Source organism: Amycolatopsis sp. NPDC049159, from assembly GCF_040648295.1.
GTDB lineage: Bacteria > Actinomycetota > Actinomycetes > Mycobacteriales > Pseudonocardiaceae > Amycolatopsis > Amycolatopsis pretoriensis_A.
This window is the reverse complement of sequence record NZ_JBEZDL010000001.1, coordinates 549,177-571,320: the sequence shown is the minus strand read 5'-3', so window position 1 is coordinate 571,320 and position 22,144 is coordinate 549,177. Positions and strand designations below refer to the sequence as shown.

The following is a 22,144-nucleotide window of genomic DNA, read 5'->3' as shown; positions in this document are numbered from 1 at the left end:
TTCGGAGGACGACGATGAGCAAGGACCAACGCGCGAAGATCGACGCGATGCTGCGCGCACCGGTACCCGAGGGGCCGCGATCGGTCGAGGAGATCCGGTCGGGGTTCGCGGCGCTGATGGCCACGATGATCGTGCCGAAGGACATCCGGACCGCGGAAGCCACGCTCGGCGGCCGCCGGGCCCTGCGGGTCGAGCCGGCCGGCGGGCCGCGTCCCGGGACGATCCTGTACTTCCACGGCGGTTCGTTCGTGTTCGGCTCGCCCGAGACCGCGCTCTCGCTGACCGGGAACCTGGTGGCCAGGACCGGGTTCCCGGCGCTCTCGCTGGACTACCGGCTGGCGCCGGAGCACCCGTTCCCGGCCGCGAGCGACGACTCGCTCGAGGCCTACCGGGCGCTGCTCGAAAGCGGCGAGGACCCGTCGGCCGTCGCGTTCGCCGGGGATTCCGCCGGCGGTGGCCTCGCGGTCACGACCTGCCTGCGCGCCCGCGCCGCCGGCCTCCCGCTGCCGGCGGCGATCGTGGCCTTCTCCCCCGGGCTCGACGGCACCCGGACCGGCGAAAGCATGCGGACGAAGGCGGCCGCCGACCCGATCCTGACGCGCGAGGGCCTGGACCGCACGGGCGCGATGTACTTCGCGGGCCAGGACCCGCGCCAGGAGCTGATCAGCCCCGCGGTGCTGGCCGACCTGACCGGCTTCCCGCCGATGCTGCTCCAGGTGGGCACCAACGAACTGCTCCTGGACGACTCGACGCGCCTGGCCGCCCGCGCGCGAGCCGCCGGGGTGGACGTCGTCCTCGACGTCACCGCCGACGTCCCGCACGTGTTCCAGTGCTTCGCCGGGGTCTTGGACGAGGCCGATCAGGCCCTCGACCGCGCCGCCCTCTTCCTGACCCAGCACCTCCCGGGCTAGGCGAGGCCGATCGCGAAGACGTGCAGGTCGCGGTCCGAAGGCAGGGTCACCGAGGCGATCGTCTTGCCAGCCGGGGCGTCGAACGGCGCGGTCGCGTACACCGACGCCCCGCCGCCTTGGCCGCCCGGCTGGTTGCGGTGGTCCGCGCGGGCCACCAGCGTGTTGCCGAACACCGGGTCCGTGCCGCCGCCCGGGAAGACCCAGTCGCCGAAGGACAGGTCCGCGGTCGCGGTCGTGCCGTCGGTGAACGTCACCGTCGCCGACCCCCGGTGGTCGCCGTTCGAGGCCGTGCCGATGAACGACAGGCGGGTTCCGGACACCTGGACGACCTGCCCGGCCGCCGCCGCGTTGTCGGGACGTCCGGCCGGCGCCGCGGGCCAGGTGAACGTCGTGCCGGACACCGACGCCGGCTTGCCGCCGACCAGGCCGGCCGCGGCCAGCGCCTGCCGCGAGAGGCTGTTGCCGGCGCCGTCGATGTCCGCCGAACCGGCGTCACCGTCGTCGGAGATGCCCACGTTCGCGTACGCGGCCGCCAGGCCGCCCGGAGGCGCGACCAGCACGATCACCGAAGTCTTGCTCCCGCCGACGGTCACCGGCACCTGGTAGTACCCCTCGGCCGTCCCGGCGGCCACCGCCACGCTCAGCTTCGCCGTACCGCTCCCGGTCCGGTCGTCGAGCCGGACCTGCCGCGGCCCGGTCACCGACAGCCCGGCCGGCGCCCGCGTGGCCACGTCCAGCGCCCGCTCGCGCCCGGCGAGCCGCTGCCCGCTGACCGTGAACTCGCCGCTGGTCCCCGGCGCGACGGCGACCTGGTTGGTCACCGACGTCAGGTACGGCCGCTCACCGTCCCGATAGGACGGTGGCACCGAGTTCGACGCCCAGCGCTTGTCCGGAGTGGACACCAGCGAGAAGTCCAGCCGCCCGCCGTCCCGCACGGTGTTCGCGGGCAGGGACGTCCGGTTCCAGTCACGGCCGTTCAAGGAAAGCGAATGGACGTACGTCGCCGGTGCCTGCGGCGCCCGGATGTCGAGCGTCCGCCCGGACGGCAGCGACAGCACCGCCCGCTCGAACAGCGGGCTGTGCACGACCAGGTCCGGCGTCCCCGGCGTGGCCGGGTAGATACCGAGCGCGGCCCAGACGTACCACGACGACTGCGCACCGAGGTCGTCGTTACCCGGCTCGCCGTCCGGGGTCGCGCTGAACAGCGTCGTCGCGATCTCGCGAACCACCTGCTGAGTCTTCCACGGCTGCCCGACGTGGTTGTACAGCCACGGGACGCCGAAGTCGGGCTCGTTGCCCGCCCACATGTACGGCTCGTTGGGGCCGACGTTCAGCTTCTGGAAGAACGTGTCCAACCGGGACGACACCGCGGCCGGGCCGCCCATCGCCGTCACCAGGCCGGCCGGGTCCTGCGGCACCAGCCACGTGTACTGCGCCGCGTTGCCCTCGTCGAACCCGTCCTGGCCGAACTTGCCGGGCGGCGGCGGGACGTACGCCGGGCCGTCCGGGAAGCGCCCGTCCTGCCCGCGCGGCTGGAGGTGGCCGGTGAGCGGGTTGAACAGGTTCTGCCAGTTCTGCCCGCGTTTCGTGAACTCGCGGGCGACGTCGCGGTCACCGATGCCCTGCGCGAACTGCGCGATCGCGAAGTCGTCGATCGCCCACTCCAGGGTGATCGACGCACCGACGCGGGCGTGGTCGCCGCGGGAAGCGTCGTTGTTCGGCAGGTACCCGCGGGCCACGTAGTCCGCGATCCCCCGCCGTTCCTGGTACGCCCCAGGCGTTCCGTCCACCGAGGTCGCACCCTTGACCAGGTACTTCAGCGCCGTCTTGACGTCGAAGTCCCGCGCCCCGAACGCGTACAGGTTCGAAATCAGCGCGACCGAGCTGTCGCCGGTCATCTGCCCGGTGTAGTCGTTCGCCATCGGCCAGCGCGGCCACCAGCCACCCTGGACGGCGTCGTTCGTGAGCGACTGCGCCATGTCACTGGCTTCCTTCGGGAAGAGCATGGCGTGCAGGGGCGCGAGCGAGCGGTAGGTGTCCCAGTCGGAGAAGTTCGCGTACTGGTGCCGCCCCTTCGGCAGGGTCCGGACCTGGTCGTCGAAGCCGGTGTACCGGCCGTCGGCGTCGTCGAACGTGTTGGGGTGCAGCAGCGAGTGGTACAGCGAGGTGTAGAACGTCTTGAGCTGCGCGGTGTCGCGACCCGCGACGCGGATCTTGCCCAGCGCCTGCGTCCACTTGTCGCGAGTGGACTTCCGGACCGCGCCGAAGTCCCAGCCGGGGACTTCCGCGGCCGCGTTGGCCTTCGCGCCGTCGACGTCCACATAGGACATCGCCACCTTCGCGTGCACCGTGCCCGAGCCGAACGTCAGGTAGGCGCCCGCCCGCGGCGAGTCGACGCTGTCGGTGCCCGGTTTCACCGACGAGCCGTCCCACGTGCCGTGCGCGGTGAACGGCTGGTCGAACGTGATGTCGTAGAAGACCGTGTACTTGTTCGGCTTGCCGCAGAAGTTGCCGGTGGTCGCCGACCCGCTCACCTCGCGGTCACCGGTGATCTTCAGAGTTGCGGCGGAGTTCCCCGCCAGGCTGGCACCGCCCTTGACGAGCACCTGCGGCGTCGAGCCGGCCGGGTAGGTGAACGTCGCGAGCCCGGTGCGGGTCGTGGCGGTCAGCTCGGCCCGGACGTTCGAGTCGGCCAGCGTCACGGCGTAGTAGCCCGGCTCGGCCTGCTCGCCGTCGTGGCCGAAGTGCTCGGTGCGGTCCCAGGGCGCGCTGCCGACGTCGCCGGTGACCGGGAGGATCGGCACGTCCCCGAACGCGTTGCAGCCGACCGAGGCGTGGTCGAGGCTGAAACCTCGGATCTGATCGGAGTGGTACTGGTAGCCGGCGTACGCGCCCTGGGTGTCCGGCGAGAACTGCATCATCCCGAACGGCGCCGCCGGGCCGGGGAAGTTGTTGATTTCGCCGACCGAGCTCCCGCCGCGACCGGTCCCGATCAAGGTATCGACGTAGGCCGCCGGGTCCCCGACCAGCGGTGACAACGTTGTCGGCGCCGCCGAAACGACGGCGGGCACCCCGATCACCGCCGTCGCGACCAGTGCCGCCATGAACCTGTACCGCACCCGGTGCCTCCCAGAGCCGACAGCCTTGTCATCCGACCTTTGCCTGCGCCGCACCTCCGGGTCAACACTTTGACAAAGACCTGGCTCGTGCCCTCAACGTATGAAGATCCGGTCAGGATCGGGTGGTGGCCGTGTCAGGGCGCCTAACCTCGACGCGGTGTGCGCACGTGTACTGGTCGCCGAGGACGACGAGAAGCAGGCCGAGGTCCTCCGGCTCTACCTCGAAAGCGAGGGCCACACCGTCGTGCTGGCCCCGGACGGCCGGGCGGCCCTCGACGAAGCCCGCCGCGAACGGCCCGACCTGCTGGTCCTCGACGTGATGATGCCGAAGGTCGACGGCCTCGACGTCTGCCGGATCCTGCGGCAGGAGTCCGACGTGGCGGTGCTGATGCTCACCGCCCGCGCCACCGAGGACGACCTGCTGCTCGGCCTCGACCTCGGCGCGGACGACTACCTGACCAAGCCGTACAGCCCGCGCGAGCTGATGGCCCGGGTCCGCACGCTGCTGCGGCGGACCGCCGGCCGGCGGGAACCACCGGACCCGGCGTTGCGGGCCGGCGCGCTGCGGCTCGACCCGGTCCGGCACGAGGTGTCGGTCGGCGGCCGCGCGGTGGAGACCACGCCAGGCGAGTTCCAGCTGCTCGAGACGCTGATCCGGCAGCCGGGCCGGGTCTTCACCCGCCGCCAGCTGCTGGAGCTGACCCGCGGCGACGACCGGTTCGTCAGCACCCGGATCATCGACGTCCACGTGCTCAACCTGCGCAAGAAGCTCGAGCCCGACCCGCAGAAGCCGGTCTACCTGCGGACCGTGTTCGGCGTGGGCTACAAGCTGACGGCGGAACATGACGCGTAGCTTCCCCCGGCGGCGCAGCCTCGTCGTCCGGCTCACCGGCGTCTCGCTGCTCATCGCGCTCGCCTCGATCGCCGCGACCGCGTGGCTCGCGGTGCAGACCACCACGCGCGCGATCCAGCAGGAGCAGGGCCAGGCGCTCTCCGGCGACGCGACGATCTACACCGAGCTGCTCGGCTACGCGGCGGCCAACCACACGTGGGGCCAGGTCGGCCCGCGGCTGAAAGCGCTGTCCGAGCAGACCGGCCGCCGGATCGTGCTGACCACCCTCGACCGGCACGTCCTCGGCGACTCCGGCGGCACCCCGGTCACGCTGCCGGTCAAGGCGACCGCGTCGGTCGACCCGCTGCACGTCGACCCGGTGCTGCTGCCGCAGGCCGGCACGAGCGGGATCGACCCGCGGGCGGCCGGCCCGTTCCGGCTGCCGCAGTCCGAACGCGACGAGCTCGCCGCCGTGGCCCGGAAGGCCACCGCCTGCCTCGCCGTGGTCGGCCTTCCCAGCCAGGTGCGGGAGTCACCGAGCGGGCGGGCGCAGCTCACCGGGCTGGACCCGCTGTCCGCTCGCTACTTCGCTTCGAAGTGCGGCCTGTACGAGCTGGCCGCGCCGACGCCGACCGAGGAAAGCGCGCTGCGCAGCCTCGACGAAATCGTGAACCGCTGCCTGCGGAGCCAGGGCGCGGACCCGGTGAAACTGGGCCTCGACCTGGAGGTCCTCGACGTCCCCGACCAGCGGCCGACCCAGGGCTGCCTCGACTCGGCCCGCCGCGAGCAGCTGACGCCGTTCGTCGCGCCGCCCGCGTTGCTGTTCACGCTCGGCCCGGGCGGGTCGCAGCTGCCGACGTTCACGCTGTCCCGGGAGAACCTGACCCGGATCCTCGCGGTGACCGGCGGCGTGCTGGTGCTGGCCGTCGCGCTCACGGTGCTGGTGGCGACCCGGCTGTCCCGCCCGCTGCGGGCGCTGACCGAAGCCGCGCAACAGGACCGCCCGGCGCCGGTGAAGTCCCGCGACGAAGTGGGGTACCTCGCGACCGCGTTCAACGACCTCACCGCGCGGCGGGAGCGCATCGAGGAGCTGCGCAAGGCGATGGTCAGCGACATCGCGCACGAGCTGCGCAACCCGCTCAACGTCATCCGCGGCCGGCTGGAGGCCGCCGAGGACGGCCACCTGCCCTTCGACCACGCCCTGAGCGCGTCGCTGCTCGAGGAAACCGCGCTGCTGCAGCACATCGTCGACGACCTGCAGGACCTCGCCGCGGCCGACGCCGGGCAGCTCCGGCTGCACCCCGAGCCGCTCGACGCGGCCGAGCTGGCCGGGCACGTCGTCGTCGCGCAGGCCGACCGGGCCGCCGCGGCCGGTGTCGGGCTCACCGTCGAGGCCGACGGCGACACCGCGCTGGCCGCCGATCCGGTGCGGCTGCGGCAGGTCGTCGGCAACCTGGTGACGAACGCGATCCGGCACACCCCCGCCGGCGGCCGGGTGACGATCCGCGTTTCCTCCACTGTGGACGAGGTGGCGCTCGCCGTGGCGGACACCGGTACCGGGATCGCCGCCGCGGACCTGCCGCACGTGTTCGACCGGTTCTGGCGGGCCGAGAAGTCCCGCAGCCGCCAGACCGGCGGCAGCGGGCTCGGCCTCGCCATCGTGCGACACCTCGTGCACGCCCACGGCGGCACGGTGACCGCCGAGTCCGAAGTGGACAGCGGATCGACGTTCACCGTCCGGCTGCCGAAGGCGGATCGCGGTGGCGAGGGTGCCGAGGCCGGCGACGTGGGTGGCGGCGGACCTAGCCTTTGAGGCCGCTTTGGGCGAGCCCTTCGACGAACTGGCGTTGCGCGATGATGAACACGACCAGCACCGGCACGACGGTCGTGGTCGCGGCGGCGAGCTGGACGTTCCAGAGGTGACCGCCGTAGACGTCGACGTACTGCGTCAGCGCCACCGGCAGCGTGAACATGTCCTTGTCGGTCAGGTAGACCAGCGGTTCCAGGAAGAAGTTCCAGGTGTTGAGGAAGGTGAAGATCGCCACCGCGGCCAGCGCGGGTTTCGCGATCGGCAGGGCGACGCGCCGGTAGAGCCCGAACCGCGAAAGGCCGTCGAGCCGGCCCGCTTCTTCGAGCTCGCCCGGGATCGTGATGAAGAACTGGCGCATCACGAACGTCGCCAGCACGCTCGGCGCCCCGAAGATCGGGACGACGATGAGCGGCCAGTGCGTGTTCGTCAGGCCGAGGTCGTCGACCACCCGGAACAGCGGGATGATCGTGACCTCGCTCGGCACCATCAGCCCGATGAGGATCAGCGCGAACAGCTTCTCGCCGCGGAACCGGATGCGGGCGAACGCGTACCCGGCGAGCGAGGAGAAGAACATCGTGCCGAGCGTGACGAGCACGGCGATGTAGAGGCTGTTGAAGTACTGCCGCGCCAACGGGAAGTCGGTGAACGCGACCCGGTAGTTCTCCCACTGCGGCTGGTCCGGGAACAGCCTCGGCGGGTACGCGAGGACTTCGTTGGCCGGCAGCAGCGACGCCGTGATCATCCACCAGGTGGGGAACACGAACGGCACGGCCAGCACGACCAGCACCGCGTAGCAGGCGATCTTCGCCCTACGACTCATGGAACACCCACCGCTTCCGCATCCGCCACTGCAGCAGCGTGAGCACGAGGATGACGAGGAACAGCACGACGGCCAGCGCGGAGCCGTAGCCGAGGTCGTGGTTGGCGAAAGCCTGCTGGTAGAAGTAGAACACCAGGACGTTGGTGCTGTCGGCGGGGCCACCGAGGGTCAGCACCTGGATCTGCGCGAACACCTGCAGCGCACCGGCGACGGTGATGATCGCGGTGAGCAGCGTGGTCGGGCTGATCATCGGCAGGATCACCGAGCGGAACCGCCGCCACGGCCCGGCACCGTCCAATTGCGACGCCTCCGTGATCGACGCCGGGATCCCCTGCAGCGCGGCCAGGAACAGCACCATGTTGAGGCCGACGTTCTTCAGCACCTGCACCACGATCACCGACAGCATCGCGGTGCCGTTGCCGCGCAGCCAGTTCGGCCCGTCGACGCCGATCGTCTGCAGCAGCGCGTTGATGCCGCCGTTGTCCTGCAGGAGGAAGTTCCACACGATCGTCCAGGCGACGAGCGTGACGACCACCGGCGAGAAGAAGACCGTGCGGAACACCGTGGTACCGCGCAGCTTCAGGTTCAGCAGCAAGGCCAGCGACAGCGCCAGCACCAGGTTGAGCACGACCAGGCCGACGCAGAAGATCGCCGTCGCGCGGGCGACCTTCGGCGCGGTCGGGTCGTCGAAGAGCTTGGCGTAGTTGTCCGCGCCCGCGAACGACGACGTCCCGGCGAGCAGGTTCACGTCCTGGAAGCTGTACCAGACCACCGCGACCAGCGGCGCCACGACGAAGGCGAGGAACCCGAGGGCTTGCGGGGCGATGAAGAGCCACCCCGCCAGCTCCTCGCGCTTCCTCGACGTCCACGTCATCGGCTCAGTGCCGGGTCGATGGCCTGGCAGACCCCCGCCAGCGCGGCGGGCACGTTCGCGTCCGGCTTCCACATCGGGTCCAAAGCGGACTGGACGAGCGACGCGATCCGCGCGCTGCCGGTGTGCGACGGCAGCACCGCACCGTTCTTGATCCCGTTGACCACGACGTTCTGCAGCTGGTCCTGGCTGAACAGCGGGTTCGCCTTGGCCAGCGTGGCCGCGTTGAGCAGGCTGTCGCGCGCCGGCGGGAAGTACTGGCCGAGCTTCGCCGAGTTGGCCGGGTTGGTGAAGAACGCGAGGAAGTCCGCCGCGGCCTTGGCGTGCTTGCCCTTGACCGGCACGCCGATCCCGGCCTGGCCGATGACCTGCGCGTTCGCCTTGGGCCCGGCGGGCAGCGGGACGATGCCCCACTCGAACGGCTTGGCCTTCAGCAGCCCGGCGCGGCTGATCTGCGCGATGGTCAGGCCGCTTTCGCCGGCGAAGAAATCCGCCGTAGTCCCCGGGCCGGGCAGGGCTTTGTCGGTGAAGATCGCCTGGTGCAGGAACGTCATCGCGGACGTCATCTCCGGCGAGGTGAACCCGCACGTCTTGCCGTCCGGGCCCCAGGCGTCGGCGCCGAAACCGCGCCACACCGAGGCGAGCAGCACCCACTGCTTGTACTCGAACTCGCGGATGACCAGGCCCGCCTTGCCGGTGTCCTTGGCGGCGACCTGCGCGGCGATCCGCTTGGCGGCGTCCCACGTCCACTGTCCACTCGCGACCAGCCGGTCGGGTGTCTCGGTGATCCCGGCCTGGGTCAGCAGATTCTTGTTGTAGAACATGCCGAACGGCGACGTCGAGAACGGGTAGGCGTAGAGGCCGCTGTCCTTGGTCCACAGCTTCGTCGCCGACGGGACCAGTTCGCCCGCGTTGTACCCGGCGGCAGTGTCCAATGTGGGCTTGAGGTCGGTGAGCGCGCCGGACTGGACGAAGTCGGGGGCGTCGCGTTCCAGGATCCACGCGAGGTCGGGCGGGTTGCCGCCGGAGAGCTGGGTGGTGAGCGCGGCGGAGTAGGCGCTCGTGTCACCCGGGACGACGTCGAACTTGACCGACGCGACCTCGGGGTGGGTCTTGCGGTACTCGGTGGCGATGGAGTCGAAGAGGGCGAGCTGGTTCTTGTCCGTCGTCCAGACGGTCATGCGCAGTGCGATGTTCTGGTCGTCACCGGCGCCGCCCGAGCACGCCGTCGAAGCCAGTGCGACGGCGGACAGGGCCGCGGCGAGCAGCCGGATTCTCCGGTAGGCCACGATGCCTCCTGGTTATTCGAATTAGCAGGGACGGTAAGCGTCGCCCCCTGCACTGTCAACAGGCCGCTTGAGCCTCAGCGGGAGTCTGTTGTGGAGGGTCCGGTCGCGGTGGCGCCCGCGTGGATCCTGCACGGCAGGAGCAGCTGGCGCGACCGGGGGTTCTTCAACAGCTCGACGAGCACGCGCACGGCGTGCACGCCCATTTCGTGGCGCGGGATGCGGAACATCGACCAGTCGGTCGCGGTGCTCGGCACGGCGTGCGCGTGCGGCTGCTGCGACGGGTCGGCGTCGCCCAGCACGACGAGCGAAAGGTCCTCGGGCACGGTCAGCCCCAGGTCGTGCGCGCACGCCAGGATGCCGTCGGCCATCGCCGAGCTCTCGACGAGCAACGCCGTGACACCCTCGTCGAGCGCCTGCCGCAGCGCGACCGCCGGGTCCTCGGCCAGGAAGACGAGCGGCGGACGGCGGTGCTTGCGCGCGGCGGCCTCGTAGCCGGCGCGGCGGTCGAGCGTCGGCTCGTTCTCCTCGGTGACGCTGAGCAGCCCGATCCGGCGGTGCCCGAGGCCCCACAGCCACTCGTGGACCTCACGGGTGGCGGCGACGTAGTCCGCCCCGACGTAGCTGATCGGCCCGGTCGGCGACTCGCGGCGGCCGACGAACACGAACGGGAACTGCTCCTCGACCAGCTGCGCGAGCTCCTGCGGGTCGTTGTGCCGGCCCAGCAGGATCGAGCCGTCGGCGATGCGCAGCCGGTTCGTGCCGGCCTCGTAGATGCGGCGGCGCCCGTCGCGGCGGCCACCGCTGGTGAACAGCAGCAGGTCGAAGCCCTGCTGCTCGGCCTCCTCCTCGATGCCGAGCAGGAACGGCCGGTAGAAGTCGGCCACCCCGGACGGGAACACCGACTCGTAGGTGAAGACGCCGAGGATCTGGTTGGACCCGCCGCGCAGGCGACGGCCCATGATGTCCACGGTGTACCCGGTTTCGCGGAGCACCTGCTGCACGCGGTCGCGGGTCTCCGGGGTGATGCGCAGGCTGTCGGAGCCGTTGAGCACCATGGACACGACGGCCTGCGAGACGCCGGCCAGGCGCGCCACCTGGGCCTGCGTGACCCGGCCCGAACCCGCCGTCATCCGTGACTCCCTCCCGCCGTTCTCCGGCAGACCCTACCGGCGGCACGGTCAGTACCCCCGCACTTCCGGCCACCGGCGTTCCACCCCGGCGACGTCCAGTACCCGCGCGAAGTCCTCGAAGAGGCGGGCGTCCTCGCGCACGGCTTTCGGTTCGACGTCCTCGCCGAGGGCGAAGGCGGCGAGCAGCCCGGCGACCTCGCCGATGTTCCACTCCACGGGGTGCAGCCGGAAGCAGCCGTTCGTGATGTGCGTGGTGCCGATGTTCTTGCCGGCGGGCAGCAGGTTGGTGGTGCGGACGGGCAGCAGCGCCCCGAGCGGGATCTCGTACGGCACGCTGGCGACGTCGATGTAGCCGTCCCCGCCGGTCGACGGGTGCAGGTCGATCCGGTAGCTCCCGACCCCGACGGCGTCTTCGCGGCGCACGCGGCCATCGACGCCGAGGATCTCGGCCGAGACGTCGTGTTCGGTGACGGTCGTGACGGCCTTGATGCGGCGGGCTTCGCGGACGTACGCGGACTTCGCGAGCCCGTCCTTCGTGCCGGTGACGTCGGGGCGGAGCTTGAGCCCGGGGAAGCCGGTGCCGCCGTCGGCGCGGGGTGCCTCGGTCTGGAGCCAGTACAGGACCGAGAGGCTCAGCTGTTTGGCTTCTTCGTGCGCTTTCGCCACGTCCGCTTCGGTCGTGTGCCCGGGAATGGTGAGCGCGGGCTTGAGCCAGTAGTCGTTGAGCGGCCAGTTGACGAGCGTGATGTCGGAGTCGAAGGCGCCGTCGGTGTGCAGGTTGCGGGCGAGGATGCGGCGGAAGGCCCACAGTTCCTTGTCCCCGGCGTCGGCGCTCTGGTCGGCGGCCACGGTGAGGGGATCGCCGGGCGGGTTGGGGACGAAGGTGCGTTTGACCGGCTCGAGCGTCCGCGGGTCCGGGGCGACGAAACCGAGGAGCGGGCCGGGCCAGAAGCCCGGCTGGTAGTCGCGCCAGAAGCCGTACGTCGCGGGCCGGTCGACGACGTGGTTTTCGCCTTCGTGGTGGGAAACCGCGAAGCAGTAGGTGATGCCCTGCAGGTTGGCCGGGTCGGCTTCGTCGGGGGCGTGGGGTTCGCCGTGCGTGCTCTTGGCTTCGGCGCCGGTGACGTGCTCGGTGCCGGCGAGCGGCAGGAGGTCGCCGTTCTCGGTGGCGTCGAGGACGTACCGGGCCCGGACGGTGAGCCGGTCGGGGCCGCTTTCGAGCGTCACGGCGTCGACGCGATCCCCGTCGGTGTGCACCTCGACCGGCCGGTGGTTGCGCAGGACGTGGATCCGCCCGGCACTGACGTGCGGCGCGAGCATGGCTTCGAGCACGGCCAGCGCCACCCGCGGCTCGTGGCAGAGCTTGCTGACCCGCCCGGCCCCGGGGTTGAGCTCCGCCCGCCTCGCGGCTTCGGCGCGAAGCGGGTAGTGGCGGCGGTAGTGGTCACGGATCCCGGTGCGCAGCTCGCGGTAGGTGCGAGTGGACCCGAACCGCTCGATCCACGGATTTTCGTCCGGCGGAACGGCTTGCGCGGTGAGCTGACCGCCGAGCCAGTCGGTCTCTTCGGTCAGCACGACCCGGCGGCCGTGGCTCGCCGCAGCCAGCGCGGCGGCGACCCCGCCGAGGCCGCCGCCGACGACGAGAATCTCGGTGCCCAGTTCCGTCATGAAGCCTTCCCGAGGATGATAATTCGAATTACTACGCGGGTATGGTGCGCACGGGGAGGGCGACGAGTCAAGAGACAGAACCGGACAGCGTGGCCGATGAAGACGGGCGCGGGCCGGATACGGGGGCCGCCGCGAGCGAGACCCGCATCAGTGTCGATGCGTCGCGGGTTCGTTCGCGGTCCGGGCGAACCTCGGACGTGTGACGCGAGAACTCAGGCGGGCTGGTGGCCGATCAGCCTGGCGGCCAACCGCTTGGCCGTGCGGAACGGCTCCGCGTCCTGGGTGACCACAGACCGGACCGTGGCTCCCTCCAGCAGGAGCATCAGCTCGTCGGCCAGCCCGTCCGGCTCCCCCGCGCGCGTGACCTGCGCCCGCAGGTACCCGTGCAGCGCAGTCTTGTGGTGGCGGACGACCTCACGCACCGGGTCGGCCGGGTCCGGGAACTCCGAAGTCGCGTTCAGGAACGCGCAACCGCGATACCCGTCGCGGGACAACCAAGCTTCGTAGGCGTCGAACACCGCCAGCACCCGCTCCCGCGGGTCCGGACAGGCCGCCGTGATCTCGTCGACCTGCTCCTGCCACAAACGATCGCGCTCCCGCAGGTACGCCACCACGAGCCGGCCCTTCGAACCGAAGTTCCCGTACAGAGCCGCCTTGGTCACGCCCGCCTCGGCGGCCACCGTGTCGACGCCGACCACGTGGATGCCGTCCCGGTAGAACAGCGTCGACGCCGCCTCGAGCACCTTCCCCCGCGCGTCGCCGGGGCGAGTCCGGCCCATCTCACCTCCATACCCCTCGGTCTATCCGTCCACCTGGCCAAAGCCTAGCAGACCTTGACAGCCAACAGACCGGTCTGTCTGATAGACCCATGGCGACCAAGACACGAGAAACGACGTCCTGGTGGCCCCTCGCCGCAGCCGGCGCGGGGGTCATCGCCCTCTGCTACGGGTTCGCGCGCTACGCCTACGGACTGTTCGTCCCCCGCTTCACCGAGACGTTCGGCCTCACCACCGTCGGCATCGGCGTCCTCGGCGGACTGTCGACCGCCGGCTACGCGGCGGGACTGCTCATCGCCCCGAAAACCTCGGCGCGCTCGGCCCGCGGCACCGTCCTGCTCGCCGGAGCGGCCGCCACCACCGGGCTGGCGCTCATGGCGGCGGCCCCGCACGTCACCGTCTTCGCCGCCGGCATCGTGGTCGCCGGCGCCAGCGCGGGACTCGTCTCACCCGGCGTCGCCCAGCTCATCAGCGAGAGCGAGAGCGAAAACCCGGCCCGGGCCCAGACCTGGGCCAACACCGGCACCGGCCTCGGGCTCGCCGCGTCGGCGTTCACCCCGCTCCTGGCCCTCGGCTGGCCCGTCGTCTGGGCCGCCTTCGCCGGCCTCGGCGCGGCCATGACGCTGCTCGCCTGGCGGACGCTGCCGCACACCACCCCCCAGCCGGCGACCGCCGACAGCACGAACATCACGCCACTAGTGCTCAACTCCGTCCTCATCGGCGTGACGAGCGCGCCCTACTGGACCTTCTCCGGCTCCCGACTCGCCGAAGCCGGACTGAGCCCGGTCGCCGCCACCTGGTGCTGGTTCGCGATCGGGGTGGCCGGGCTGCTCGGCGGGCTCGCCGGCCGGGTCGTCGACCGCGTCGGGCTCCGCGCCGCCAACCTCGCCACCTGGACGCTCGCCGCGGCCGGTCTCGCCCTCCTGGGCGTCCCGGGCCTCGGGCCGAAGAGCGCACTGATCTCGAGCGCGCTCTTCGGCAGCACGTACATGGCACTGACCGGCCTGTGCATCGTCTGGGCGGCCCGCGTGTCCCCCGCGCGGCCCGCCCGCGGCGTCACCTGGTCCTTCGTCGGCCTCGGCGCCGGGCAGACCGCCGCCGCCCCGCTGGCCGGTGCGGCGGCCGGCACTCTCGGACTGGGACCGGTGTTCATACTGACCGGTCTGGTCGCACTGCTCGCGTGGACTCCCTGGGTCAAGCCAGCCGGGCCGGCAGCCCCGCGGCCGTGACGAGCTCCGGGCCGGGGAACTTGACCGCCCGCGACAGGCGCTCCCCCGTCACCGTGAACACCCACAGCCCTTCCGCGCGCAGGACTCCCCCGGCGTCCGGGCGGTAGCTGCCCGCCGCGGGCTGCCCGTTGGCGCGCGTGGGCCGCAGCCGGATCGCCCGGTCCGCCTGGAACGCGTAGCGCTCCAGGAACGGCAGGCACACGCTGACCCCCTTGAACCACACCGGGTGCGGCACGGCTTCGAGGCTGAAGTCGTCGTGGATGACGGTCCGGATGGCCGCGGTGTCCTGGGCCTCGAACGCCGCCAGGTAGCGGTCGAGCAGCGCCCGTTCGACCGCCACGTCCGGCGGCGGTGCGTCGAGGTCGAGTTCGTCGAGCCGCTGCCGGGCCCGCTGCAGCAGGCTCTTCACCGCGGGAACGCTGATGTCGAGCGTCTCCGCGATCTCGGCCGCGGACCACGACAGGACCTCCCGCAGCAGGAACGCCGCCCGCTGCCGCGCCGGCAGGTGCTGGAGGGCCGCGATCAGCGCCAGCCGCACCGACTCGCGCCGGACGACGACCTCGCCCGGGTCGCCGAGCACCGCGTCGGGCAGCGGCCCGAGCCACGCATGCGACCCGCCCTCGAAGACCCGGGCGTCCGGATCGCTCGACGGCGCCCCCAGCCCGGCGGGCAGCACGCGCCGGTGCTTCAGCTCGGTCAGGCACGTGTTGGTCGCGATCCGGTACAGCCACGTCTTCAGCGACGAACGCCCTTCGAACGCGCCGACCCCGCGCGCGGCACGCAGGTACGTCTCCTGGACGACGTCTTCCGCGTCCTGGTAGGACCCGGTCATCCGGTAGCAGTGGGCGAGCAGCGCGGGGCGGTGCGAGTCGAACTCGTCCCGCAGCCGCGCGCTCCCGACCAGCACCTCAGCTGACATCGCGCACTCCCCGCTCGTGGATGGCCACCAAAGCTTCCCGCATCCCGGCGAACCCCGAGCGGTGGAACCGCGGCCCGTAGGAAACCCGGGCCACCCCGAGCGCCGCCAGCCCGGCCAGGTCCAGCGCCGGGTTCGTGTTGCCGTTGACCGGCCCGGGGACTTCGGCGACGACCCGCGCGAGCGCGTCGCCGGGCGCGCCGATCGGGTACACGCAGTCCGCGCCCGCCTCCCGGTAGCCGCGGGCACGCCGGACGGCCGCCGCCACCCGGTCCGCCTCGGGCACCCCGGCGGGCGGCAGGAACACGTCGATCCGCGCGTTGACGACCAGCGGGACGCCGCTCGCGTCGGCGGCCGCGCGCACTTCCGCGAGCCAGTCCGCGTGCGCCTCGGCGTCCGCGAGCCCGCCGGCGCGGTGGTCGGTGTCCTCGAGGTTGCACCCGGCCGCCCCGGCTTCGAGGAGCCGGTCCACCAGCTCACCCGGTGCCAGCCCGTAGCCGGCTTCGGCGTCCACCGTCACCGGAACTCCCGCGGCGCGGGCGATCCGGGCGGCCGCCGCGAACATCTCCCGCCACGGCGCCGCTTCGCCGTCCTGGAACCCCAGCACGTCGGCCACGGCGGCGCTGGACGTCGCCACCACCGGGAACCCGGTCTCGACGACGAGTTCGGCGCTGGCTTCGTCCCAGGCGTTCGGCAGCACGAGCAGGTCGCCGTGGTGCAGTTCGCGCAGCAGGTCGGCGTGGGCTTTCAAGCCGGTCATGGTTCAGCTCTCCTTCGCTTCGAGGCGGGGGACGAAACAGCCGGCCAGCGCACCGGCGGCGGCGAGGGCGGCGCTGAGCACGACGGCGGCCGTGAACCCCTCGGTGAACGCTTCGTAGCCGCCGGCCAGCGAGAACCCGGCGACCAGGACGGCCACGCCGAAGGCGCCGCCGAGCTGCCGCATCGCGCTGAACGCGCCGGACGCCTTGCCGAGGAACCGCGGCCCGGCCGAGGTCAGCACCGCGCTCTGCACGGCGGGCAGGCACATCGCGATGCCCGTGCCCGACAGCACCAGCGGCGCGGCGAGCACCCAGTACGTCGTCGACGGCCCGGCGGCCGCGGCGATCCAGAGCATGGCCAGGCCGTGCAGCCCCAGCCCCGCGACGATGAACGGCCGCTCGCCGAACCGGCCGACCAGCCGCCCGGCCAGCTGCGGGACGACCACGGTGGTCAGCCCCCACGGCGCCAGCCCGGCCCCGGCGGCCAGCGGCCCGTACCCGAGCCCCTCCTGCAGGAACTGGGCCATGAAGAAGGTCGCGCCCAGTGCCGAGGCCCAGTGGAAGAAGATCACCGCGTTGCCCGCCGAGAACCGGCGCGAGCGGAACAGCCGCGGCGGGAGCATCGGGTGCGCAGCCCGCCGCTGCCAGGCGACGAACGCGCCGAACGCGATCAGCCCGGCCGCGAGCGGTGCCGCGACGCCGGTCCAGCCCGCGGTGCCGACCTGCGCCAGCCCCCACACCACCCCGAACGACCCGGCGCCGGCCAGCAGCAGCCCCGGCACGTCGAGGGCGCGATCCGGCCCGTGGCTCTCCTCGACCCGGGTCAGGGCGAGGACGACCAGGACCGCGCCGACGGGGACGTTGATCCAGAAGATCCACGGCCAGGAGATGCCCGCCACGACAGCGCCACCCAGCAGCGGCCCGAACGGGACCGCCACCCCGCTCACGCTCGCGAAGACGCCGAGCGCCTTCGGCCGCAGCTCCGGCGGGAAGGCGGCGCCCAGCAGCGCCAGCGCGAGCGGCACGACGAACGCGGCGCCCGCGCCCTGCAGCACCCGCCCGGCGATCAGCGTGCCGGCGTCCGGCGCGAGGGCGCAGACCAGCGAGGCCAGCGCGAACACGCCGACCCCGGCCGTGAACACCCGCCGCCGCCCCCAGCGGTCCCCGGCGGCCGCGGCCGTCATGAGCAGGACGGCGAAGCTCAGGCCGTAGGCGTTGACCGTCCATTCGAGCTCGGCGACCGACGCGCCGGTGCCGGCCTTGATCGCGGTCAAGGCGGTCGCCACGACCAGCGCGTCGAGCACGACCATCATCGAGGCGATCGAGGTGATCGCCAGGACCCACCTTCGCTTCGCCGTTCCTGTTTCCGGTACCGCCGGTGTAGGCGGGGTTTCGACGCGCACTCGGGACTCCTCGCGGCTCGCTTCGCGTTCTGCCGAGGGTTGGACAACGCGCGAGCCGAAAAGGAATCGGTGCTTACAGCGGCAACCCCGAATAGTTGTCCGCGAGCTCGGTCGCCGCGGCCGCCGACGTCACCGTGCGTCGGAGCTGGGCCAGCTGGAGCTGGGCGTCGAAGTCGTCGCCGTGGCGGTGCAGCATCGACGTCATCCACCAGGAGAAGTGCGTGCTGCGCCAGACCCGCCGCAGCGCCGTGTCCGAGTACGCGTCGACGAGCTCGTCCGTGCCGTCCTTGAGGGACGCGGTGAGCGCCTTCGCCAGCAGGGCGACGTCGGCGACGGCCAGGTTCAGCCCCTTCGCCCCGGTCGGCGGCACGATGTGCGCGGCGTCCCCGGCGAGGTAGAGGTTCCCGTGCCGCATCGGCGTCGCGACGAAGCTGCGCATCGGCAGCACGCTCTTCTCGGTGATCGGCCCGGTTTCCAGCGCCCAGCCGGGGTGGCCCAGCCGCTGGGCGAGCGCGTCCCAGATCCGCTCGTCGCTCCACTCGGCGATGTCCTCGTCCGGCGCCACCTGCAGGTAGAACCGGCTCACGCGCGGCGAGCGCATGCTGTGCATCGCGAAGCCGTCCGGGTGCCAGGCGTAGATCAGCTCGTCGGCCGACGGCGCGACGTCGGCCAGCACGCCGAGCCACGCGAACGGGTACGCGCGCTCCCAGATCGCGGCGTCGGGGATGGCGGCGCGGCTCGGCCCGTGGAAGCCGTCGCAGCCGACGACGACGTCCGCGTCGACCCGCCGCGCCCGCCCGCCGTCGTCCACGAAGGTCACGTGCGGCTTCCCGGTGACGTCGTGGAGGGTGACGTCGGACGCCGAGTAGTACGCCGGGCGGCCGGCCTTTTCCCGCGCCGCCATCAGGTCCTTGGTGATCTCGGTCTGCCCGTAGATCGTCACCGACCGGCCGACGAGGTCGACGAAGTCCAGGTGGTGCCGCTCGCCCGGCCACTGCAGGTGGATGCCCCGGTGCTCCATGCCCTCGACGTCGAGCCGGCCGCCGAGCCCGGTTTCGCGCAGGAGCCCGACCGTGCCCGCCTCGAGCATGCCGGCGCGGATGCGCGCCTGGACGTAGCCGGGGGTCTGCCGTTCGAGCAGCACCGAGTCGATGCCTTCGAGACCGAGCAGGTGGGACAGCAGCAGCCCGGCCGGGCCGGCGCCGACGATGGCGACCTGGGTGCGCACGGGAACGTCCTTTCACGCGGAGAGCCCCGAGCATCTCCCGGCGGGACCGGCTCCCACCACCGCACTCTCATTCAGTGAGAGAGTGTCCGCGAGATTCCGCGGGCCGCCGCGCGCAACGCCGGGATCTGCATCCGCGCGGAGTCGTCGTTGGGCACGATCACCGACAGCGCCGCGACGACGTCGCCGCCGCGTCCCCGCAGCGGGACGGCGATCCCCGTGGTCTCCTCGTCGATGAAGCCCGCGCAGAACGCGTAGCCGTCCCGCCGGACGTCGGCGAGGAAGCGCCGCAACCGCGCCGGCTCGGTCAGCGTCGTCCGGCGGAACGCGCCGAGCGGGCCGGCCAGCACCTGTTCCTGCAGGTCGGCGGGCGCGTGGGCGAGCAGCACGAGCCCGGACGACGACGCGTGCAGCGGCAGCCGCCCGGCCACCCGTGTCACGTTGACGACCGCACCGGGCGCGGAAAGGCGTTCGACGAACAGCACCTCGCGGTCCTCCAGCACGGCGAGCTGCGTGTGGTGCCCGACGACGGCGTGCAGGTCTTCCATGAAGGGCAGCGCCGCCTCCCGCAGCCCCAGCGTCGGCGAGGCGCGCGAAGCGAGTTCCCACAAGCGGACGCCCACCCGGACCCTCCGATCGGTGTCGCGCCGCAGCCAGCCGTGCCCGACCAGCTCCTCGATCAGCCGCGACGCCGTCGCGACGTGCAGCCCGGTCCGCCGCGCGATGTCGGTGACGCGCAGCGCGGGCGCGTCCGGTTCGAACGTCTCGAAGATCCGGACGACGCGCGTCAGCACGGAGTCGCGTTTCACCACGTCAGGCAGTGTGCCCCAGCCATGGCCGGGGCACACCGCGACGCGTCAGGGCAGCGAGTTCAGGAACGGCTCGTGGCTGTTCTGGAACTCCCAGTTGTAGTACCTGTCCCAGTTGATCGACCAGGTCATCAGCCCGCGGAGACTGGGCGAGGTGCCGCCGCGCAAGGTGTACGAGCCGCAGCCGCTGCCCTTGACCAGGCAGTTGACGGCGGTCTGGACGTCCGCGGGCGAGGTGTAGCCGTTGCCCGCGCTGACCGCGGCGGGCAGGCCGATCGCGATCTGGTCCGGCCGCAGCCCGGGGAAGAACTGCCCGGTGTTCGCGACGCTGAAGCCGGCCTTGAGCATGTCGGTCATCGCGATGTGGAACTCGGCGCCGCCCATGTTGTGGTACTGGTTGTCCAGGCCCATGACCGGGCCGGAGTTGTAGTCCTGGACGTGCAGCACGGTGAGCGAATCGCGCAGCGCGTGGATGACCGGCAGGTACGCGCCGGTCCGCGCGTCGCCGGCGCCCGAGCCGCCGTAGAACTGGTAGCCGACCTGCACGAAGAACGTCTCCGGCGCCATCGTGAGGACGAACCCCGAGCCGTACTTGGCCTTGAGCGACTTCAGCGCGGAGATCAGGTTGACGATCACCGGCGTGGTCGGGTTGCGGAAGTCGGTGTCACCGGCGTTGAGCGAGAGCGAGTGGCCCTCGAAGTCGACGTCGAGGCCGTTGAGCCCGTACTTGTCGATGATCGCCGAGACGGAGCTGACGAACTTGTCCCGCGCTGCGGTCGTGGTCAGCTGGACCTGGCCGTTCTGCCCGCCGATGGAGATCAGGACCTTCTTGCCCTGCGCCTGCTTGGCCTTGATGGCGGCGGTGAAGTCGGCGTCGCTCTCGACGTTCGGGCACTCGGCGACAGGGCACCGGTTGAAGCGGATGTCCCCGGAGGTGACCGAGGTCGGCTCCCCGAAGGCGAGGTCGATGATGTCCCAGGCGGCGGGCACGTCGGCCATCCGGACGTAGCCGGAGCCGTTCGCGAAGCTGGCGTGCTGGTAGCCGATGAGCGCGTGCTTCGGCAGACCGGTGTCGACGCAGCCGGTGGTGGTGGCACTGGTCGTCGCACTCTTGGGCGATTCCCCGGCGGAGTTGTACGCGGCGACGGCGTAGCTGTGGGTTTCGCAGGCCTTCAGACCGCCGATGGTGGCGCTGGTCCCGGTCGTGGTGGCGACGACGGTGCTGCCTTCGTAGACGCGGTACCCGGTGACGGTGCCGGCGGCAGCGGCCCAGCCGAGGGCGATGGAGTTGTTCGTGACGCTGCCGGTGGCCGGTACGCCGGGCGCACCGGGCGTGCCGGGGGTGTTCCCGCCGGGGCCGTCGAGGACGACGTCGTCGGCGTAGTAGGTGCCGGCGCCGTACCAGCCGTGGAGGTAGAGCTGGGCGGAGGTCTGGTTGCCGGTGGTGAAGGTGAGTTGCAGCTGGTTGTAGGCGCCCGAGTTGCCGGACCAGGTGGAGGCACCGCCGGTGATGCCGAGGTAGACGGGATTCCCGCGCACCCAGGCGGAAACGGTGTAGGTGGTGTTCGGCTGAACGGACACGGTTTGCGCGCACTGGGCGTAGTCGGCACCGACGGGCGTGCCGGCGAGGGCGTACCCTCCGCCGTGCACGGGGGTGCTGACGGCGGTGGCGTTGGCGCAGGACCAGCCGGAGAGCGAGCCGGCTTCGAAACCGGGGTTCGTGAGGAGGTTGGCGGCTTCGGCTTGCCCGGTCACGAGACCGGAGAGCGCGAGCACGAAGGCGGCGAGGGTTGCGGACAGTCTGGAACGCCTCATCGGGTCCTCCAGTCGGGGAGTTACCCGATATTGTCTAGACCAATATGTAAAATGTCCAGACCAACGGAGGGTGAGCGGGGCCGCGACGCGCCCCACCGGGTACGGCAAATCCGCACCGGGTCGCTCAAGAACCCAGTTCCACCAGCAGCTTCGCCACCAGCCGGGTGCGTCCCGCGCGGGACCGGTCGATCACCTGCACGCTGCTCCACCCCGCCGGAACCCGCTCGGCGAGCAGGTCCTCGCGCCACTTCCCGACTCGCCGCACGTGCCGCGCGAACGACCGCGGCCGCACCACCCGGCCCCGCCGCCGCTGGCCCTCCAGGGCCTGCGCCGCCGGCACGTCGAGGAACAGCAACCGCACCGGCCGCCCGCTCACCGCGCCGACCAACGCCAGCAGCGCACGAGTCGACGCCCGCGTCGAAGGCTCGTGGACCACGATCGGGCCCGTCGCCCCGAGCGCGCGGCCGACGATCCGCGCGCGGTGCCACGCGTGCACCACCGGCCGGTAGCAGCGGTACGGCACCGACGGGACCGCCGCCCCGAGGCGCTCGCGGACCTGGTCGGAGTCCAGCACCGGCAGGTCCCTCGCCGCGTGGCGGAGCATCGTCGTCTTGCCCGCGCCCGGGAGACCCGCCACGACCAGCATGTCGCGTGGCCCGAGTTCGATGACAGAGGGCTCGCTCATGCCCGCTCAACGCCCGGCCGAAGGTAATGGTTCCTTTACCATTTTTCACGGTCAGTGACGCCCGCTTCGGGTGAAGAT

The 22,144-nt window shown here is 71.8% G+C and carries 18 protein-coding genes; 4 read left to right on the top strand and 14 right to left on the bottom strand.

The annotated features are described in order from the left end of the window. The first annotated feature begins 14 nt into the window (after positions 1–14). Complete coding sequence (locus AB0B33_RS02730) at positions 15–911, top strand: alpha/beta hydrolase (RefSeq protein ID WP_360765952.1); 897 nt, start codon at positions 15–17, stop codon at positions 909–911. Here AB0B33_RS02730 and AB0B33_RS02725 read toward each other — a convergent pair. Then, complete coding sequence (locus tag AB0B33_RS02725) at positions 908–4,030, bottom strand: GH92 family glycosyl hydrolase (protein WP_360765950.1); 3,123 nt, start codon at positions 4,028–4,030, stop codon at positions 908–910. The two genes, AB0B33_RS02730 and AB0B33_RS02725, sit on opposite strands and share 4 nt — an antisense overlap. 157 nt (positions 4,031–4,187) lie before the next feature. Between AB0B33_RS02725 and AB0B33_RS02720 the strand changes: the two genes are divergently transcribed. Together AB0B33_RS02720 and AB0B33_RS02715 are read left to right on the top strand one after the other, a co-directional pair. Next, a complete protein-coding gene (locus tag AB0B33_RS02720) occupies positions 4,188–4,883 on the top strand; it encodes a response regulator transcription factor (RefSeq protein WP_247019488.1) in 696 nt (231 codons plus the stop codon). Then, a complete protein-coding gene (locus tag AB0B33_RS02715; RefSeq protein ID WP_360765947.1) occupies positions 4,873–6,675 on the top strand; it encodes a HAMP domain-containing sensor histidine kinase in 1,803 nt (600 codons plus the stop codon). The genes AB0B33_RS02720 and AB0B33_RS02715 overlap by 11 nt, the downstream gene beginning before the upstream one ends. On the opposite strand, the gene AB0B33_RS02710 is transcribed toward AB0B33_RS02715, so the two are convergent. The 6 genes from AB0B33_RS02710 to AB0B33_RS02685 all read right to left on the bottom strand — a co-directional run bounded on the left by AB0B33_RS02710 (position 6,665) and on the right by AB0B33_RS02685 (position 13,229). Then, positions 6,665–7,492 carry a carbohydrate ABC transporter permease gene (locus AB0B33_RS02710; RefSeq protein WP_360765944.1) on the bottom strand — a complete coding sequence of 276 codons (828 nt, stop codon included), beginning with the start codon at positions 7,490–7,492 and terminating at the stop codon, positions 6,665–6,667. The genes AB0B33_RS02715 and AB0B33_RS02710 overlap by 11 nt on opposite strands. Next, positions 7,482–8,366 carry a sugar ABC transporter permease gene (locus tag AB0B33_RS02705; protein WP_360765941.1) on the bottom strand — a complete coding sequence of 295 codons (885 nt, stop codon included), beginning with the start codon at positions 8,364–8,366 and terminating at the stop codon, positions 7,482–7,484. The genes AB0B33_RS02710 and AB0B33_RS02705 overlap by 11 nt, the downstream gene beginning before the upstream one ends. Then, positions 8,363–9,652: a sugar ABC transporter substrate-binding protein gene (locus tag AB0B33_RS02700; RefSeq protein WP_360765938.1), complete on the bottom strand. Its 1,290-nt coding sequence runs from the start codon at positions 9,650–9,652 to the stop codon at positions 8,363–8,365. The genes AB0B33_RS02705 and AB0B33_RS02700 overlap by 4 nt, the downstream gene beginning before the upstream one ends. Before the next feature lie 74 nt (positions 9,653–9,726). Beyond that, positions 9,727–10,782, bottom strand: coding sequence for a LacI family DNA-binding transcriptional regulator (locus AB0B33_RS02695; protein ID WP_360765935.1), 1,056 nt, complete (start codon positions 10,780–10,782; stop codon positions 9,727–9,729). 48 nt (positions 10,783–10,830) lie between these two features. Continuing rightward, entirely contained in the window at positions 10,831–12,450 is a 1,620-nt protein-coding gene (locus AB0B33_RS02690) for an FAD-dependent oxidoreductase (RefSeq protein ID WP_360765932.1), read from the bottom strand. A gap of 212 nt (positions 12,451–12,662) precedes the next feature. Beyond that, positions 12,663–13,229: a TetR/AcrR family transcriptional regulator gene (locus tag AB0B33_RS02685; RefSeq protein ID WP_360765929.1), complete on the bottom strand. Its 567-nt coding sequence runs from the start codon at positions 13,227–13,229 to the stop codon at positions 12,663–12,665. A gap of 89 nt (positions 13,230–13,318) precedes the next feature. Here AB0B33_RS02685 and AB0B33_RS02680 point away from each other — a divergent pair, with 89 nt between their 5' ends. Beyond that, positions 13,319–14,455 (top strand): MFS transporter, encoded by a 1,137-nt coding sequence (locus AB0B33_RS02680; RefSeq protein ID WP_360765926.1) that lies wholly within the window; start codon positions 13,319–13,321, stop codon positions 14,453–14,455. Here AB0B33_RS02680 and AB0B33_RS02675 read toward each other — a convergent pair. The 7 genes from AB0B33_RS02675 to AB0B33_RS02645 all read right to left on the bottom strand — a co-directional run bounded on the left by AB0B33_RS02675 (position 14,421) and on the right by AB0B33_RS02645 (position 22,066). Continuing rightward, positions 14,421–15,374 (bottom strand): RNA polymerase subunit sigma-70, encoded by a 954-nt coding sequence (locus AB0B33_RS02675; protein ID WP_360765924.1) that lies wholly within the window; start codon positions 15,372–15,374, stop codon positions 14,421–14,423. The two genes, AB0B33_RS02680 and AB0B33_RS02675, sit on opposite strands and share 35 nt — an antisense overlap. Further along, positions 15,364–16,131, bottom strand: a complete 768-nt coding sequence (locus AB0B33_RS02670) for an isocitrate lyase/phosphoenolpyruvate mutase family protein (RefSeq protein WP_360765921.1) — start codon at positions 16,129–16,131, stop codon at positions 15,364–15,366. Before AB0B33_RS02670 ends, AB0B33_RS02675 begins: the two co-directional genes overlap by 11 nt. A 3-nt stretch (positions 16,132–16,134) precedes the next feature. Beyond that, positions 16,135–17,532 (bottom strand): DHA2 family efflux MFS transporter permease subunit, encoded by a 1,398-nt coding sequence (locus AB0B33_RS02665; RefSeq protein WP_360765918.1) that lies wholly within the window; start codon positions 17,530–17,532, stop codon positions 16,135–16,137. A 73-nt stretch (positions 17,533–17,605) separates the two neighbouring features. Then, a complete protein-coding gene (locus AB0B33_RS02660; RefSeq protein ID WP_360765915.1) occupies positions 17,606–18,760 on the bottom strand; it encodes a 4-hydroxybenzoate 3-monooxygenase in 1,155 nt (384 codons plus the stop codon). A 71-nt stretch (positions 18,761–18,831) separates the two neighbouring features. Continuing rightward, entirely contained in the window at positions 18,832–19,566 is a 735-nt protein-coding gene (locus AB0B33_RS02655; protein WP_247025543.1) for an IclR family transcriptional regulator, read from the bottom strand. A 48-nt stretch (positions 19,567–19,614) separates the two neighbouring features. Further along, entirely contained in the window at positions 19,615–21,381 is a 1,767-nt protein-coding gene (locus tag AB0B33_RS02650; protein WP_360765913.1) for a glycosyl hydrolase family 18 protein, read from the bottom strand. A gap of 124 nt (positions 21,382–21,505) precedes the next feature. Next, a complete protein-coding gene (locus AB0B33_RS02645; protein WP_360765910.1) occupies positions 21,506–22,066 on the bottom strand; it encodes an AAA family ATPase in 561 nt (186 codons plus the stop codon). Positions 22,067–22,144 lie beyond the last annotated feature (78 nt).